Genomic DNA, 16,562 nt, shown 5'->3' with positions numbered 1-16,562 from the left:
CATGAACCACCGCCCTACCAGCGACACAGACCGCGTCGACGTCTCGGTCGTGGTCCCATCTCATAATGAGCAGGACAATGTCTTGCCCCTGCTCGAGCAGTTTGCCGAGTTGGCGCAACGCGCCCGCTTCCGGCTGGAGGTCGTTTGGGTCGATGACGGCTCGACCGATCAGACGCTCCCACGAGTGGTCGATGCCCAGGCGCAGCATCGCTTCCTGCGTGTCGTTTCGCTGCCGCATCGTCGCGGTTTGACCGAGGCACTGCGTGCCGGTTTCGGGGTCTCCCGGGGTGACATCCTCGTGTTCTATCCGGCCGACCGCCAGTTTCATCCGGCCGACATTCCCCGGATGGTTGAGAAAGTGCGCGCTGGATACGATCTGGTCACTGGCCGTAAGATCGGCCAGTACAGCAAGCGTTTCGTCTCCAGTTTCTACAATCGCCTGTCGCGCTGGCTGTTTCCCGCCATTCCGGTCTCCGATCTCAACTCGGTGAAAGCGTTCCGGCGCGAGTTGGTCAGCGTGCTGGACTACCGGCATGACTGGCACCGTTTCTGGGTGGCGATCGTTGCCGAGGCCGGGTATCGCGTCGGCGAGGTCGATGTGACGCTCTATCGGCGCGGCGCCGGGCGTTCGAAGTTCGGATTCTGGCGCATTCCCGGCGGCGTGCTCGATTTGTTGGCGGTGAAGTTCCAGTACCACACGATGCGACGCCCACTCTGGTACTTCGGGATGACAGGATTGCTGCTTCTGGCGGCCGCGTTTGTGGTCGGTCTGGTGGCCGTCGTCCAGCGTCTGCAGGGACACGGGCACCGCCCGCTCATCTACTTGGTCATGACCCTCGGCATCTCCGGGATTGTCTTCTTCGCGATGGGTTTTCTGGCGGAGTCGGTCGCCGGAGTCAGGCAACAAATCGACGCGATGCGACCGGCGCCCCGCCTGCACACGTATCGCCCCGGTTCCCGCCCCCAGGTCTCGGCACGTCCGGGCAGTGCGGATCGGCGAGGCGTCGATATGATGGATCGACAACGCGAACGCCGTGGCCCAGACAGCCGGCAACATCGATTGCCGGGGGACCGCGACGCCAGACCGGCGTCGAAGGTGCAGCCGGCCCGGAGAGGACGACGGCAGGTCGAATCGACCGAGCGTGCCGGGGTCCCCACTGATCGACGGCCCGGCGGGTCCGAGCCATTGGCACGTGCCGATGTGGAGGTGTCAGCCCCCGAGGTAACGCCCGGACCCGACGCGGGCGACCTGTTCATCCCGCCGACCGATTGGGCCGATTCGGGGTGGCGTGAAGGGGCCGACGAGCCGCCACGGCGTCCGACTCCTCCCCCGGAGATTCCTGAGCATCGGGTGACCGAACGAGGATCAGCGTCGAGCACCTCAGATTTGCCGGGTGGGACACCGCCCGCCAACGATCTGAGCAAGGACATGCCGTCTCGCTCTCCATATGGTCGTCGCAATCGGCCCTGAGGATTGTCGTGACCGGCCGCGCTGATCAGATCGACACCCTCTTTCTGACTCACAACTACCCCCGCCACTCCACGGACTTCGCGGGACGGTTTCTCGCGCGTCTGGCACTGCTGCTCAACCAACGGGGACGTGCGATCGGTGTGCTGGCGCCGCATGGCCCCGGCTCGGCCGCCGAAGAGGAAATGGATGGCGTCCATGTCTGGCGCTTCCGCTATGCGCCGGATGCCAGGGAAACGCTGGCGTACCGCGGCGATTGGGGGGGTGTTTCCATACTCGGCGATCATGGTCTGTGGGCGCACTGGCGGTTCTTTCGCTCGTTCGATCGCGCCACGCGCATGCTGTTGGCCGCTCATCGTCCGTCGGTCGTTCATGCGCACTGGTGGGTTCCCGCCGGCTGGGTGGCGCGGAAGCACAACCGTGGGAATCGCCTGATCGTCACGCTGCACGGGACCGACATCCGATTGCTGCAAATGAAGCCGTGGCTGCGTCTATTGGCCGGCCGCGTCTTTGCCCGGGCGCACATCATCACAACCGTCTCATCGTGGCTGTCGGAGTTTCTGCAAGTCACATTCCCGACGGCGGCAGCGAAGGTCCGGGTCGCTCCGATGCCCCCCGAGGATGAGATTTTCATGCCCTCAGCGACGCCGCGGTCCGTCAATGATCCACCCATCATTCTCTGCGTGACCCGCTTCACGGCGCAGAAGCGGACCGGTGACTTGATCGAGGCGCTGTCACGTCTTCGTGATCGCGGTGTGCGGTACCGTTGTCGGATCGTCGGCGAAGGTGGGGCACTGCGCGGCCAGGTCGTGCAGGAGATTGCCGGACGGGGGCTGACGTCACATGTGGAGTTGGTCGGCAGCATGGCGCAAGACCGTCTGGCCGACGAATACCGGAATGCCGATGTCACCGTTCTGCCCGCCGTCGATGAGGGATTCGGTATGGCGCTCGTCGAGGCGCAGTTATGCGGTTGCGCCGTTGTCGGTGTGCGTTCCGGTGGCCTGACGGACATCATCGAAGATGGTGAGTCGGGGCTCTTGGCTCGGCCCAGGGACCCCGGCGATCTGGCCGACATGCTGGCGCGGGTACTGCCTGATCCAGCCCTGCGACAGAGACTGGCCGAGAAGGGAAGGGCATCGGCGCGACGGCGATTCTCGTCCGCGGCCATCGTCGATCGGTTTCTGGGCTGGTATGAATGGCCGCAGTAGTCCATGGGTCTTGCAACGTCGGGTGCCCTTCCGGTATCATCAGGTGACCCGTGAGCCCGACAGGGTGCCGCGGCCCTCCGAGGAACCCGGCATGCACCGAGATGACACTTCCATGATGACATCAAGACGATGCGGTACCCACGGCGCGGGGGTGACATGAAGGCGCTGGTCGTCATCCCCACCTACAATGAAAAGGACAACATCGTCCGCATCGTGCCCGAGGTCCTGGCGCAGGACCCCTGTCTCTCCGTTCTGGTCGTCGATGACAATTCGCCCGATGGCACCGGCGCGCTCGCCGATCACCTCGCCGCGGCATCGGACAGTCGGGTGCATGTCCTGCATCGTGAGAGCAAGGCGGGGTTGGGAAAGGCCTATCTCGCCGGGTTTCACTGGGCCTTGGCGCGCGATTACGACCGTGTTATGGAGATGGATGCCGATTTCTCCCATCACCCCCGCTATCTCTCGGACTTGCTCCGTGCCTCGGAGGCCGCCGACCTTGTCGTGGGATCGCGGTATGTCTCCGGCGTCAACGTCATCAACTGGCCGATGGGGCGGCTGCTCTTGTCCTACTATGCCAATGTGTATGCCCGGATTGTGACCGGGCTTCGAGTGCGAGACCTGACTGGCGGCTTCAAGTGCTTTCGCCGCGAGGTGCTGGCCGGGATCGATCTGGATGCCGTGCGTTCCAACGGCTACGCGTTCCAGATCGAGATGACGTTCCGTGCCGTCCGGCGCGGCTTCTCCGTGCGCGAGATTCCCATCGTCTTCACCGACCGCGAGCAGGGGCACTCCAAGATGTCGAAAGCGATCGTGCGCGAGGCGGTGTGGATGGTGCCCAAGCTCCGGTGGATGGCGCTGACGGGGCAATTGCAGTGAGAACGTTCTTGATGAATTAGATCGCCGCCGACACGCCGGCGGAAGACGGGGAGGGCGATGCTCCTGCCGAGCCGCACGTGGCGACCAAACGGAAGACGGCTCAGCCCTCACGCTTCGCTCAGGGTTAACAAGAGCTTCGCCCTCCTGGAGCACGCAACATCGCCATGCTGTCACGGGATCTGACGGTGGCTCAAGCTACTCCGGAGTCGGGAGCGGGACACAGACCCGGCACGCCTTCGCTCTCGATCATCATCGTCACCCACAACTCGGCCGAATCGCTCCCCGGCCTCATCGACTCACTGCACGCGTATCCGCCCGGCTGTCCTTGGGAATTGATCGTGGTGGACAACGCTTCGAGGGACAGGTCCATCGCCCTTCTTCACGACGGCATCCCTGACGCCGTCGTGATCGTATCGCCGCAAAATCGCGGCTTCGCGGCAGCCGTCAATACCGGGGCGCGGGCCGCGCGTGGTGAATGCCTGCTTCTGGCGAATCCCGATGTGACGTGGTGTGACAATGCGATCGATCGATTGAAGGATTTGCTCGGGAAACATCCCCGAGCGGCGGCAGTGGCGCCGCGGCTCCTGTACCCGGATGGGCGGCCCCAGCCGTCCATCCGGCGATTCCCCACCCATGCGAATATCTGGTTTTCTCGTCGGTCTCCCTGGGGACCAGCGGCCGCCGTGCGTCGGTCTCCGTGGTCCTATACTCTGACTGATCCTCCGTCACCATCTGTCATAGAGGCCGTCGCCGCCACATTCCTGTGTGTCCGTACATCGGCCTTTCGAGAGGTCGGAGGGATGGACGAGGGGTATTTTCTTTATGTCGAGGACACCGACCTCTGCCGTCGATGGCACGATGCCGGATGGGAGGTGTGGAGCGATCCGGCGGTGACGGTGCGCCACGTGTGGCAAAGTCGTGTCATGCCGGACCCCATGCTGGCGCGCCACCACCGCGACGGCATCCGCAGGTACTTTCGCCGACATCACCCCAAAAAGCGGTTGCGCAATGCCGCTGTGTTCACGGCTCTTGCCTTGGCGGCCGGCTGGGATCGACTGGCTCGGTCGTCGCCGGGGAGAGCAGGCGGGTCATGAGCGAGGGTCTGATCTTGCTTGTGGCCGCGGTGGCCGGGTGGGTGATCACCAGCGTCCTCGTGCCGCTGCTGGCGCGAATCTGTCACCGTCGCGGATGGTTGGATCAGCCCGGACCGCGGAAGGCGCATCCTCATCCGACTCCACGCCTCACCGGGGTGGCGCTGTTCTTCTCCATCTGGGTGCCCCTGTTGGCCGCCGTCTGGTTCGCCCCCACCCACGTGGCCGAGTTTCTCCCCAGTGCGATCCCGATCATCACTGGGGCCATTCTCATCTTGGGCGTGGGGGTCATCGACGACTTCCATCCCCTGAGCGGCGCGGTAAAGTTGACGGCTCAGGCCACTGTAGGGACGTTTCTCTATGCGGTGGGAATTGGGTTTGACCGGTTATGGATTCCGTTTGTCGGGGGTGTCGGTCTCGGCATTCTATCTTGGCCGGTGACTCTCCTGTGGTTCCTGATCCTGGTCAATTCCATCAACATCATCGACGGGATGGATGGTTTGGCAGTCAGTACAACGGCGGTGGCGACGTTGACGCTGATTTGGGTCAGTTGGATTCACCACCTGCCGGCGACCGCTCTCGGTTCCGCCGCACTCTTCGGCGGGTTGGTCGCGTTCTGGCGCTTCAATCGCCCTCCGGCCAGAGTGTTCATGGGCGATTCCGGTTCCCTCACACTGGGATACTTCATCGCGGTCGTGGCCCTCCTGGTGCCGATCAAGCGGTTCACGGTTGTCGCTTTCTTCGTGCCGGTCTTCGCCCTGCTGCTGCCCCTGGCGGAGGCGGCGATGACATTGGGGCGGCGCTCGCTTTCGGGTACGAATCCCTTGGGCGCCGATGCCGGCCACATCCACCATCGTCTGCTGGAGCACGGCTTCAGCGCTCGGCGCATCTTGATTGTCTATAACGTGCTCGCGGTGATTCTCGGGACCTTTTGTGTGGGCTTACGCTATGCCAATCGGCGGGTTCTGGCCGCTGTCTTGGGCTTTTTTGTGTTGTCGATACTGGTGGCCTTGGGTATTATCTTGCGCCCACGGACCTTGGGGAGCACCGGGCACCGCCACGGAGTTGGTGATGAGGATTGAATGAGCCCAGGAACGTACCTGGATTTCGAGAAACCGGTCGCCGAGTTAGAGGCGCGTATCCGCGACATGCGGGAGTTTGCCCAAGGCGAAAACGTGGAGTTGTCCCGTGAGATTCGCCTTCTGGAACGCAAACTGGAACGCCTCAAACGAGATACGTTCTCCAGTCTGACCCCGTGGCAGCGTGTCCAACTCGCCCGCCATCCCCTCCGGCCATGTTCCTTGGATTACATCGAGCGGATGACCACCGGTTTTCTCACACTTCATGGTGATCGCGCCTACGGCGATGACCGTGCCTTGGTCGGCGGCATGGCAACGCTCGGTGACCGGCCAGTGATGGTCTTGGGGCAACAGAAGGGGCGGTCGACCAAGGAAAAGCTGGCCAACAACTTCGGCATGTGCCATCCGGAGGGATATCGTAAGGCCTTGCGACTCATGAAATTAGCGGCGAGGTTTGGCCGTCCGATCGTCATCCTCATAGACACCCCGGGGGCCTTTCCGGGGATCGAGGCGGAGGAACGAGGGCAAGCGCAGGCGATCGCATGGAACCTGCGCGAGATGTCGTTATTGCCGGTTCCGGTCGTCGTCGCGGTCGTCGGTGAAGGCGCCTCCGGAGGTGCGCTGGGGATCGGTATCGGCGATCGGTTGCTGATGATGGAGAACGCGTGGTATTCGGTCATCTCTCCGGAAGGGTGCGCGGCGATACTCTGGCCGGGCGAAGCCGCCACGAATGCTCCGCGGGCGGCCGAGTCGTTGCGGCTGACAGCCGAAGATCTCACCCAGTTCGGAATCGTCGATCGCGTAATCCCCGAACCCTTGGGTGGCGCGCACCGTGATCCCGACGCGGCATCGTCCTTCCTGCGGGCGACGATTCTGGAGTGTCTCGTGGAGTTGAGTGCCGTCCCTGTGCCGGAGCTGCTCGCGCAACGCCGTGCTAAATATCGACAGGTCGGCGTGTTCGGAGACGATGACACGTTTTGAAGGAGCGGGCAGCGGCGTGGTTGTTTCGGAATGGGGTCCGTCGGTGTCGCTCTGTGCGGCCCGTTATGCCGGCCCATCCGGACGCAGGGCGACCGCCGTGCCTTCTCTCAGGTCAGGGTGGGGCCGGAGGGACGATGCTTGACCCCCGGCTTGTGGAGATTCTGGTCTGCCCCGCCTGCAAGGGGACGTTGCAGTATGATCGGGACAGAGAAACCTTGGAGTGTGGCCGTTGCCGGCTACGGTACCCGGTGCGTGATGATATCCCGATCATGCTGGTCGAGGAAGCCGAGTCATGCTGACGTTGCCGATTCTTGAATGCCCGTCGCGCAGTTCGCTGGAGACCTCTCGATGAAACTCTCGAAGTTCTGTGAAGAAGACTCGATGTCGTTCGATTTGTCCGGTCAGGGGAAGGCCGAGATCATCACCGAGTTGGTCGACATGGCCGCGCGCTCCAGTATGGTGCGGGACAAAGACGAGCTTCTGGCGGCGGTTCTGGAACGGGAGAAGCTCGTGACCACGGGCGTTGGATATGGCGTCGCCTTTCCCCACGCGAAGACACGGGCGGTCAAGGGAATCATCATCGTCTTCGGCCGCTCGGAAGTCGGCGTCGATTTCGAAGCGATGGACAAGAAGCCGGTACATCTGTTCTTCCTGATCGCCGCTCCGGAGGACGCCATCGGGGCCCACCTGAATGTCATGGCGCGCCTCTCCTATGTGATGAAGAGCGAGAAGAATCGCGAACGCCTCATGCGGGCCAAGACGGCCGGTGAAGTGATGCTGATTCTCGATTCGGCGCCCTAACTCCTCCCTTGGGGGCTGACGGCGTGTGGCGGAGTCACTTGTGGAATTCCTTCAAGCGACCCGCGGCGCTCCGTTGGGCCGTGGTCCTGTCAGGGTTGTTGCTTCTGGTCGGGGAGGGAGTGCGTCTGTCGCTTTCCCAGGCGCTCGTGCGATTCGTTTATGCCCCGTTCTTCGCGCTTCATAATCGTATTTCCGCCGGCGCCGATGTCTTCGCTGAGAACCAGCAACTCCACGAGCGTGTGGCCACACTGGAAGTCGAGAATCAACGACTCCAGGAAGAGCGGCGGGAAAACACCCGGCTGCGCCGCCTCATGGAATTCGCTCCCAGTTGGCGGGCCCGGGCGATTGCCGCTGAAGTCATCGGTCCCCTGGCGCCCGGTTCGGGTATCCTCTGGGTCGGCGCCGGTTCGCGGCGCCTGGTGCAGGTGAACTGGCCGGTCGTGACGGAGGACGGCTTGCTGGGGCGTGTGATCGACGTGTCGCCCGATGTGTCGCGCGTGCGTACGTTGTGGGATCCCCTGCTGCGGGTGGCGGCGTATGACCAACGCAGCCGCGCCGCGGGAATCGTGGGCTGGGAGTCAGGGTCTCATCTGGAGATGAACTACCTGACGCGAGCCGCTGATGTCGTCCCGGGGGACACCATCATCTCCTCGGGGTGGGGCGGGATTTTCCCCAAGGGATTGCAGATCGGGGTCGTCGCGACGGTCGACACCGTACCGGCCGGCGATTTTCTGCAAGTGAGCGTCAAACCGGCGGTGCGCCCGGATCGGCTGGAAGCGGTCTTTATCATTCGACCGCTCTTGGATGGATCAGATGCGGCCGGCCAGGGAGGCCTGCCGTGAGTGTCGTGAGTTGGATCGCTCTGGCGGCCAGCATCGTGGCGTATCGTGTCTGGTTTCCTGACACACCGGCACCGCCGCGCATGCGGCTCGACTATGACCTCATGGTCATCGCGCTGATTGGTCTGAACCGGGGACGGCTTATCGGCACGTTTTCGGGCTGGGCGATCGGCTTTCTCGCCGCGGCCGGTGACCCCGGCCGGCTGGTGTGGGGGAGCTTGTTGGGAGCCGGTGCCGGGTGGATTGTCGGATTTTGGAAGGAACGCTTGTTCCTTGAGTACACCTTTTCACGTTGGCTGATCCTCTGGTCCGTCCTGTTGGTGGCCAAGGCATTCCAGTTGTTATTCCAGACGGGCTGGGATCTCGGACTCTGGCTGAGTTCCCTCTGGTCGGGCGCATTGGCGTCCGCGGGCTTGACAGCGACAGCGGGGGTTGGCATCGCCGTGCTTTGGGAACGGGCGCGTCCCAGGCGCTTCGTCGTCGCTCCCGATCAGAGCCGGGAGGAATCCCTGTGAACTGGACCGGGCGCCGCAATGTCCTTCTCGCCGCTGTCGTCGCCATACTCTTGGTGCTTGCGGCTCGCCTGGCGACCATGCAACTCCTTCAGGTCGGGGCGTACCGGAGAATCGCCGACGAAAACCGCATCCGCGTGCTCCCGATTTCGGCGCCGCGCGGGCGGCTTCTCGACCGCAACGGCATTGAGATTGTGGGCAATCGGCTGTCGTTCTCGATTGCCGTTCTCCCGGCCGACTTCCGCGGCGACGGGCCGCGACTCAGACTCGCATCGGTTCTCGATCTTTCGGGTGATGATCTGGCCGCCCGTCTGAGACGCCGTCCCGGCTTGCCGCTGGAGCCGGTGAACGTTCAACGCGACGCCGATCTGTCGGTTATTGCCCGGCTCGAAGAACGCATCGAGGAATTCCCCGGCGTGATGGTCGCCAGTGAGCCGGTGCGCCAGTATCCCTCCGCGCCTTGGGGCGGGCACCTTCTCGGGTATGTTCGCGAGGTCAGTGACGAGGACGCCAACCGCACCGACAAAAGCGGAGCGCCCTTGCGCGGACAAGTCGGTGCCATCGGCCTTGAGAAGCGCCACGACGACGTCTTGCGCGGCTTGGACGGGATCGTCTATCGTCAGGTGAATGCCTACGGGCAAGTCATGGGGGCGATGCCGGGGTATGCCCCCGTAGCGCCCACCGCCGGTGACGATGTGCTTTTGACCATCGACCTCGGACTCCAGCATCTGGCCGACTCGTTGCTGTCGGCCTACGTGGCCGGGACCGTGGTCGCCATGGATGTGCGCACCGGCGCGATCCTGTGCTTCGTGACCCGTCCTGGGTTTGATGCCAACGCCTTCTCGGGTGGGATGTCCTCGGCGGAATGGGAAGCGCTGCGCTCCGACCCGTTGCATCCGCTGCTGAATCGGGCTGCGATGGGGATGTATCCGCCCGGTTCCACGGCGAAGCTGTTGACTGCCGCCGCCGCGTTGGAGGCGGGTGTGATCACGCCGTCATCGCGGTTTGCCTCGTGCGGCGGCGGCCATCGCTTCGGCAATCGCGTCTTCAAATGCTGGAAGCCGGAGGGGCATGGTTCGCTGGATCTCTTGGGCGCGATCGAGCAGTCATGCGATGTCTATTTCTACCAATTGGGTGCCAAACTCGGTTTGGAGGAATGGTCCAAGCAGACCAGGCGTTCCGGGTTTGGCAAGCCGACGGAGATCGACCTGATTGGCGAGGTCTCCGGCATTGTTCCTTCGGCGGCATACTACGACCGACTCTACGGCAAGGGAAAGTGGACACGCACATTGATGGTGAATCTCGCCATCGGGCAGGGGGAGTTCTCCGTCACGCCGTTGCAGCTTCTGGTCTTCTATGCCGCCATGGTCAATCATGGTCAGGCCATGCGTCCGCATTGTGTGATGGCGGCACGGTCCTCAGGCGGGCGATGGGAGTACACGACGCCGCAGGTTTCCTTCGCACTGCCGTACTCGCCCTCGGCGTTGGTCACGCTTCGCGAAGGATGCCGCCGTGTTGTTCAAGGCGGCTCCGGCACCGCGCACGGCATCAACGACGATGTGGTTCGAATGGCAGGCAAGACCGGCACCGCGCAGAATCCGCACGGGGAGGATCACGCGTGGTTTGTCGGGTATGCTCCCACCGATGATCCTCAGATTGCCGTTGTGGCCCTGGTGGAGAATGTGGGGCACGGGTCAACGTACGCTGCCCCCATATGCTTTCAAGTGGCCAAGGCAATCCTCGCTCCCCCACCGCCCGCGTCGACACCGGACGTCGCTGTGGCCGACAGTCACACGACGATGCCGTGAACGGCGACACCGGTCCGGCAGGGCCGCACACCGTGTCACAATAGGCAAGGGCCCCGAATCGGGGCCCTTGTCATTCACTCTGGAACAGTGGTCTGCTTATCGCTTGGGACGCGGCTTGAGCGTCCCGTTGTGCGAGGACTGCGATGGCTGGGAACCGCTGGACGCCCGACCCGTCGAAGAAGTCGGAGGAGGGCTGTACGATGATCCCGACGGTGGCGTCCCGCCCGATCGGGAACTCTTTTTGGCCTTTGGTTTGGCCGTTGACGTTGTCCCCGACGATCCCGGCTGAGATCTTACTGTTGTTCTGGGCTGCGCACCGGTGCGCGGCGTGACCGTCTGGCCGCTTCCCGCCGCCCCGGATGTCTTGCGCTTCGCGTACGTTCCCGATGATCGTGCGCCTGTGCTCGTGTTTGAGCTTCCGCGCGACTGAGAGCGTGTCGTGAATGCCGTTCCGGCGCGCCCGCTCTTGGTGCGCGCAGTCATGTGTCCGGAAGTCGCGTTCCCGGTCGCAACGGTGGACGTGGCACGATACGCTCTGGTTTGCACATTCGCATGGACCGCCCGGCGTGCGATCGGAGAGGACTTCACCACAGCGTACTCGGCCGCGCTGTGGCCGGCACGCCGCAGCGCCTTGTGGCGTACGTACCGCCCATCATAGCCGTGCCATCCCGGGCGATGGCCGTGACCGTAGTAGAACCGATCGTCCCAACCCCAATAACGATGATGGTAGTAGGAGGGGCCCCACGGGTCATACCACCAAGAGGCACGCGACGTCCAGCACCACCCCGCCCACGGATCCCAGGTATTCCAGCCGAACGACCAATAGGGGTCGTACCCCCAGAAGAGCGATCCATACCAACCGTTCCAGCCCCAGTCGCCGGATACGTACACATTCACGTCTCGATCGCGGTACTCCGTATCCGAATCGTACACCTCCTGACCTTCTTCGTCGACGGGCACGAGGACATCCAGCAGCGCCTCAACGACGTCGTCACCGCATCCCTCAGTCTTCAATCGCACCCAGTCGCCGGTCGTCAGCGGCTGATCGAGACCGGTGGCATCGACGATGCGCGCGATCTTGTCGGGCTCGAACCCAGACTGGCACAGAGCCAGGATGTCATCGGTGTTCATCGCCTGGCTGCTCACCGCCATGGCGGCCACGAATCCCAGTGTGATCATCAACCGTTTCATCGTCATCACCCCATAGTCCCCTGTGGTCAGGGTCGACTCCAACATCCAAGTGTATTACGCCTGAAGCCGGCGTTTCGTACCCAATAGAAAGCGAAAAACATGCCTGTGCGCAGGCAAAATCGGCATCATGCAACCTCTTGTTACACATGACGGTCCCAACACGCGCGGGCACGCGAGGTCCGCGCGCCCTGTTTTTGTGCCGGGGAGTTTCCACGATTGACACTTTGTGGGCATGGGCACACCTTGAACCCGCGGGGCTCGGGCAGAATCCGTGTCGCCGAACCGTCGTGTGAAGATCCATGCAGACCATTCTGAAATACCTCCGCGAGTTGGACCCGATCTTGGTGGGAAGCGCATTCGGGCTGACCGCCATCGGCGCGCTGCTGATTTACTCGGCGCAGCACGCCATGCCGGATCCCCGGGATCAGATCCTCTGGAGCCGCCAACTGCTCTGGTGGCTCGTCGCCACGGGCGCCTTCGCGCTCGCGGCATGGCTGCCGTTGCGACTGCACGACGTCTTCGCCTACGTGTATCTGGTGGCCATCGGGTTGGTCCTCATGGCACTTCTGTGGTCGGGGGTGGGCACATCACGGCAGTGGTTCTCTCTGGGCCCGGCCTACCTCCAACCCTCCGAACTGGCCAAGCTGGCGCTACTGTTCGCCCTGTCGCGTTATTTGGCGTATCTGAAGCGCCCGGTCTTCGGTTGGCGACCCTTGCTGGTCCTTGCCGTTATCGTTGTGCCGATCTGGCTCTTGGTTCTCAAGCAACCCGATCTGGGGACCTCGCTGGTCTTCTGGGCCTTGGTGTTGGTGATGCTCTTCTGGGCCGGCGTGCCCCCAATGTCGCTCTTCTTCCTGGTTTCACCTCTGATCAGTCTGGTGTTGGCGTTCAACTGGATCACGTGGATCATCTACATCGCCGTTCTTTTGGGGGCCCTCTACCTCACCCGGCCGCGGTTGTTGATGTCGGTGGGCGTCGTAACCGTGAATACGCTCTTTGGCATTGTCACCCCGATTCTGTGGAACAAGCTGCAGCCGTACCAGAGAATGCGCATTCTGGTCTTCCTTGATCCGGGGAGTGACCCCCAGCGGGCGGGATACCAGATCATTCAGTCCAAGGTGGCGATCGGGTCGGGTGGGCTCTGGGGCAAAGGGTACCTGCACGGCACCCAGACCGGTCTGCATTTCCTGCCGGAGAAGCACACCGATTTCATCTTCTCGGTGTGCGGCGAGGAGTTGGGGTTTTGGGGGGCGATGATCGTCCTTGTTCTCTTCGGCCTGCTGTTGTGGCGGATGATCGACACCGGATATCGGGCACGCAGCAACTTCGGTCGATTCCTGGCGGTCGGCGCCGCCGGTATCATTGCCTTCCAGCTCCTGGTGAATGTCGGCATGACGGTGGGCTTGATGCCGGTCACCGGTCTGCCACTGCCTTTCGTCTCTTACGGCGGCAGCTCGCTGGTGTTATTCTGGTTTTTGACCGGACTGGTCGTCAACATCCGCCGGCATTGGCAGGAGTATTGACGATGGACCGCCACCGAGCCGCGCGCTCGACCGCCCTGAAGTCTCGTCTGGGCCACAGCTTGGATGCCATCCTCGGTCTGATCTGGCCTCTGCGTTGTCCGGTGTGCGGGGCCATAGCCGAGCTTCGAGATTACCCATGGTGCGCCGCATGCACACGCTCGGTCCACTTATGGCGGGAACCGATTTGTCCGCGCTGCCGGCGATTCTTGACGGGTGAAGAGCATTGTTGTTCCGACGGTGCATCGCCGTCCTCCCTGCGGATCGTGGTGGCCTTGGGGGCCTACGACGGAGCTCTCGGCGCCGCCGTGCAGGCGCTCAAGTACGATCAGTTGCGCGCTGTCGCCGCTCCACTGGGACGGTTGCTGGCGGCTCGGCTGCAGGACTTCGGTTCATGCCACGCCGTTGTCGCGGTGCCGACGACAGAACACAAGCGGCGCGAACGAGGGTTCGGTCACGCCGAGGTGATCGCCGAGCGCCTGGCCCAAGAACTCGCAATCCCATTTGTGGACCGGGCCATCAGATTCACGCGGCGGGTGGCGGACCAGACGCGGCTGTCGCCGGCCGAACGTCACCAGAACGTCCAGGGGGCGTTTGCGGTGCCGGACGACTCGACTGTACGAGGAAGAGATTTTGTTCTTGTCGATGACGTGATGACGACCGGTGCCACAATCGGTGAAGCGTCGCGTGTGTTGATGGAGGCCGGGGCCATCCGAGTCACCGGTGCCGTTGTGGCGCTCAACTTGGGCCCTGCCGCCCGGAACGCTTGAGGGGACCGCGTGCCGCGCCAGCGAGTCTCTGAGTCATCCCGGGCGGGGACGCGTCGGGGTTCGGGTTCCACATCGGGACGATCATCGCTCGACCGCTGGATTGGGCAGTACCTCGACCACCTTGTGCTGGTGACCGGACGTGCCACCAACACGCTCTTGGGGTATCGTCGTGACCTGGCGCGCTATGCGGCCTTCTGCGCCGACCAGGGAATCGGCGATCCCCGCCAGGTCGATTCCCGTCTCGTGGGGGAGTTTCTGGGGCGCCAGACACGGGCCGGATTGTCGCCGGCGTCGGTGGCACGCGCCCTATCGGCGGTAAAGAGCTTCCACCGCTTCCTTCTGCAGAATGAGATTTGTCCACAGAATCCCGCCCGTGCCATCCGGACGCCGCGACTGCCGCGCCAGCTCCCCGATGTGCTCTCGGTTCGCCAGATGCAGACATTGCTCCTCGCGCCGCCGATGGATGATCCCTTGGGAGTCCGTGACCGGGCGATTCTCGCCGTTCTCTACGGGTGCGGTCTGCGCGTCTCGGAGGCGGCGACGCTGGGTCTCAGCGACGTCGATTTCCCTTCGCGCTTCCTTCGCGTTCGCGGGAAGGGTGATCGTGAGCGACTTGTTCCGTTCGGGGACGTCGTGGCACGCGCATTGACGACGTACCTGCGCGGGGCAAGAAGAGATGATCTGGTCGATGACGATCCCGGTTTCGTCTTCCTCAACCGGCGCGGCCAAGGGCTCAGCCGGATGGGACTCTGGCGCATCGTGCGCAAGGCGGCCCTGAGGGCCGGCGTGGCCGATCGAGTTTCGCCGCATACGTTCCGCCATTCGTTTGCCACGCACCTGGTCGAGGCCGGCGCGGATCTGCGCGCTGTGCAAATGATGCTCGGACACCGATCCGTATCGACGACACAGGTTTACACGCATCTGGACAGAGGACATCTGCGCCGCGTGCACCAGCGCTTCCATCCCCTCGAAGCCACACCGAAGCCGTCGAACGGTTGAACGGCTCGACATAAACGCCGGTCAATTCGTCTCCCTCCGCGGTCGAAAATACGAGTGGGGATCAAGCGCTCCCCGGGTCGGGCGGGACAGAGATGCACGTGATCGGGCTCTGCCCTCGCAGGCGGAGTGTGATGCGATGATCTGCGCCTATTGTGAGAACGGCACGACCGAGTGGCCGCGGGCAGTGCAGCGCGCACTGGCCCCGTTTCATCCCGAAATCGTCCCGTTCAACGGGCTGCGGCAGTTGGCCGATCTGGCGATGCACACGGTGCTCGACTTGGTCGTCCTTCCCATGGGATCGAAGGGGAAGCAGATGCTGTCGCTGGCGGCGCATGCCAAGCGGCTACCGGCACTGGCCGTCGTTCCGGTGGTTCTCTGGCAGACCGAAGGCGAATGCGACGCGGCCACCGAGATTCTCGAGTCCGTGATCGACGATCTGATCATCGGATCGCTGACTGATCCGGCCGCAGCCGCCCGTCTGCGTCTGGCCTTTCGCCGCAGTTGGCGGGACTTGGATGTGAATCCCTCCAGCCGTCTGCCCGGCCCCACCACCATCGAACGGGTGATCGCCGCGCGGATCGCCGCGCACGAGCGCTTCGCCGTTTGCTATGCCGATCTCGACGACTTTAAGGCCTACAACGACTACTACGGGTACTTCTACGGCGACCGCGTGATCAAGATGTGCGCGCGGATCATCCGTGAGATTGTCTTTGAACATCAGCCGGATGCGTTTGTTGGCCACATCGGCGGCGATGACTTTGTCTTTCTGATCGATCCGAAGAAAGTCCAATCCACCTGCCGGGCGATCCTGGACCGGTTCGATGCCGAGATCGGCCTGTGTTATGAGCCCCGCGACCGCCGCAACGGCTATATCATCTCCAAGAACCGCCGCGGCATGCCGGAGACGTATGGCCTGATGACTCTCTCAATCGCCGTCGTGGTGAACCACGGCGACACCTTCTCCCACGTGGGCGAGATCTCCCACATGGTCGCGGACCTCAAGCACTACACGAAGACCCTGCCCGGCTCGAACTTCATGATCGAGCGCCGGGCCAAGTACTGACACGCCACAGGAGCCCCCGTCCTCTGGTTTCTGGAATCCTCCCCGTGTGTGCGGTTCTTGTGTGCCCGCGATCTCTGATCGCGGATAGCGGGGCGACTCCGACACGAAGAACCGCGATCAGAGATCGCGGGCACACAATCGTGGCATTATATTGCGCGCCATGACGTCGTCAGTGTCCACCGACAGCGTGCGGGCGATTCTGGAGTTCGATAAGATTGTCGAGGCCACCGCCGGGATGTGCCTGACGGCGATGGGTTCAGAGGAAATCCGACGCCGCCTGCCGACCGAGGATGCGGTCGTTCTGGATCGACGGCGGGGGGAACTCCAGGAGATGCTCTTGGTGCTGGTCGGCGAGG

At 63.3% G+C, this 16,562-nt stretch carries 17 protein-coding genes; 16 read left to right on the top strand and 1 reads right to left on the bottom strand.

What is annotated here, in order from left to right; genetic code table 11:
- Position 1: 1 nt before the first annotated feature.
- The 11 genes from AB1792_05825 (at position 2) to mrdA (ending at position 10,663) form a co-directional block, all read left to right on the top strand.
- Positions 2–1,471: a glycosyltransferase family 2 protein gene (locus AB1792_05825; protein ID MEW5701728.1), complete on the top strand. Its 1,470-nt coding sequence runs from the start codon at positions 2–4 to the stop codon at positions 1,469–1,471.
- Positions 1,472–1,479: 8 nt separating this feature from the next.
- Positions 1,480–2,676: a glycosyltransferase family 4 protein gene (locus AB1792_05820; GenBank protein ID MEW5701727.1), complete on the top strand. Its 1,197-nt coding sequence runs from the start codon at positions 1,480–1,482 to the stop codon at positions 2,674–2,676.
- Between the two features lie 129 nt (positions 2,677–2,805).
- Positions 2,806–3,552, top strand: coding sequence for a polyprenol monophosphomannose synthase (locus AB1792_05815; protein MEW5701726.1), 747 nt, complete (start codon positions 2,806–2,808; stop codon positions 3,550–3,552).
- A 185-nt stretch (positions 3,553–3,737) separates the two neighbouring features.
- Positions 3,738–4,646 (top strand): glycosyltransferase family 2 protein, encoded by a 909-nt coding sequence (locus AB1792_05810; GenBank protein ID MEW5701725.1) that lies wholly within the window; start codon positions 3,738–3,740, stop codon positions 4,644–4,646.
- Positions 4,643–5,725: an MraY family glycosyltransferase gene (locus AB1792_05805; protein MEW5701724.1), complete on the top strand. Its 1,083-nt coding sequence runs from the start codon at positions 4,643–4,645 to the stop codon at positions 5,723–5,725. Before AB1792_05810 ends, AB1792_05805 begins: the two co-directional genes overlap by 4 nt.
- Positions 5,726–6,703: an acetyl-CoA carboxylase carboxyltransferase subunit alpha gene (locus tag AB1792_05800; protein ID MEW5701723.1), complete on the top strand. Its 978-nt coding sequence runs from the start codon at positions 5,726–5,728 to the stop codon at positions 6,701–6,703. It begins immediately after the preceding gene.
- A gap of 134 nt (positions 6,704–6,837) precedes the next feature.
- Positions 6,838–7,002, top strand: coding sequence for a Trm112 family protein (locus AB1792_05795; GenBank protein ID MEW5701722.1), 165 nt, complete (start codon positions 6,838–6,840; stop codon positions 7,000–7,002).
- A gap of 49 nt (positions 7,003–7,051) precedes the next feature.
- Positions 7,052–7,504 (top strand): PTS sugar transporter subunit IIA, encoded by a 453-nt coding sequence (locus tag AB1792_05790; GenBank protein MEW5701721.1) that lies wholly within the window; start codon positions 7,052–7,054, stop codon positions 7,502–7,504.
- A 23-nt stretch (positions 7,505–7,527) separates the two neighbouring features.
- Positions 7,528–8,346 carry a rod shape-determining protein MreC gene (gene mreC / locus AB1792_05785; GenBank protein MEW5701720.1) on the top strand — a complete coding sequence of 273 codons (819 nt, stop codon included), beginning with the start codon at positions 7,528–7,530 and terminating at the stop codon, positions 8,344–8,346.
- Positions 8,343–8,858 carry a hypothetical protein gene (locus AB1792_05780; protein MEW5701719.1) on the top strand — a complete coding sequence of 172 codons (516 nt, stop codon included), beginning with the start codon at positions 8,343–8,345 and terminating at the stop codon, positions 8,856–8,858. The genes mreC and AB1792_05780 overlap by 4 nt, the downstream gene beginning before the upstream one ends.
- Entirely contained in the window at positions 8,855–10,663 is a 1,809-nt protein-coding gene (gene mrdA, locus AB1792_05775) for a penicillin-binding protein 2 (GenBank protein MEW5701718.1), read from the top strand. Before AB1792_05780 ends, mrdA begins: the two co-directional genes overlap by 4 nt.
- A 96-nt stretch (positions 10,664–10,759) precedes the next feature.
- Here the strand turns inward: mrdA and AB1792_05770 are convergent, their stop codons facing one another.
- Complete coding sequence (locus tag AB1792_05770; protein MEW5701717.1) at positions 10,760–11,854, bottom strand: hypothetical protein; 1,095 nt, start codon at positions 11,852–11,854, stop codon at positions 10,760–10,762.
- Between the two features lie 299 nt (positions 11,855–12,153).
- Between AB1792_05770 and rodA the strand changes: the two genes are divergently transcribed.
- From rodA to AB1792_05745, 5 genes are all read left to right on the top strand, one after another.
- Positions 12,154–13,377 carry a rod shape-determining protein RodA gene (rodA, locus tag AB1792_05765; GenBank protein MEW5701716.1) on the top strand — a complete coding sequence of 408 codons (1,224 nt, stop codon included), beginning with the start codon at positions 12,154–12,156 and terminating at the stop codon, positions 13,375–13,377.
- A gap of 2 nt (positions 13,378–13,379) precedes the next feature.
- Positions 13,380–14,144: a ComF family protein gene (locus AB1792_05760; protein MEW5701715.1), complete on the top strand. Its 765-nt coding sequence runs from the start codon at positions 13,380–13,382 to the stop codon at positions 14,142–14,144.
- Positions 14,145–14,153: 9 nt separating this feature from the next.
- Positions 14,154–15,143, top strand: coding sequence for a site-specific tyrosine recombinase XerD (gene xerD / locus AB1792_05755; protein MEW5701714.1), 990 nt, complete (start codon positions 14,154–14,156; stop codon positions 15,141–15,143).
- 136 nt (positions 15,144–15,279) lie between these two features.
- Positions 15,280–16,206 (top strand): GGDEF domain-containing protein, encoded by a 927-nt coding sequence (locus AB1792_05750; protein ID MEW5701713.1) that lies wholly within the window; start codon positions 15,280–15,282, stop codon positions 16,204–16,206.
- Positions 16,207–16,366: 160 nt separating this feature from the next.
- On the top strand, positions 16,367–16,562 hold a 196-nt coding region (locus AB1792_05745; GenBank protein MEW5701712.1), incomplete at its 3' end, for a hypothetical protein.

Source organism: Candidatus Zixiibacteriota bacterium (genome assembly GCA_040752595.1).
Taxonomy (GTDB): Bacteria; Zixibacteria; MSB-5A5; order WJJR01; family WJJR01; genus JACQFV01.
This window is presented reverse-complemented; position numbering and strand designations above follow the sequence as displayed.

Coding starts and splice junctions, on each gene's coding strand:
- AB1792_05805 (MEW5701724.1), top strand. CDS start 4,643: ATGAGCGAGGGTCTGATCTTGCTTGTGGCCGCGGTGGCCGGGTGGGTG.
- AB1792_05795 (MEW5701722.1), top strand. CDS start 6,838: ATGCTTGACCCCCGGCTTGTGGAGATTCTGGTCTGCCCCGCCTGCAAG.
- AB1792_05815 (MEW5701726.1), top strand. CDS start 2,806: ATGCGGTACCCACGGCGCGGGGGTGACATGAAGGCGCTGGTCGTCATC.
- AB1792_05825 (MEW5701728.1), top strand. CDS start 2: ATGAACCACCGCCCTACCAGCGACACAGACCGCGTCGACGTCTCGGTC.
- AB1792_05790 (MEW5701721.1), top strand. CDS start 7,052: ATGAAACTCTCGAAGTTCTGTGAAGAAGACTCGATGTCGTTCGATTTG.
- AB1792_05760 (MEW5701715.1), top strand. CDS start 13,380: ATGGACCGCCACCGAGCCGCGCGCTCGACCGCCCTGAAGTCTCGTCTG.
- rodA (MEW5701716.1), top strand. CDS start 12,154: ATGCAGACCATTCTGAAATACCTCCGCGAGTTGGACCCGATCTTGGTG.
- AB1792_05800 (MEW5701723.1), top strand. CDS start 5,726: ATGAGCCCAGGAACGTACCTGGATTTCGAGAAACCGGTCGCCGAGTTA.
- AB1792_05770 (MEW5701717.1), bottom strand. CDS start 11,854: ATGAAACGGTTGATGATCACACTGGGATTCGTGGCCGCCATGGCGGTG.
- AB1792_05750 (MEW5701713.1), top strand. CDS start 15,280: ATGATCTGCGCCTATTGTGAGAACGGCACGACCGAGTGGCCGCGGGCA.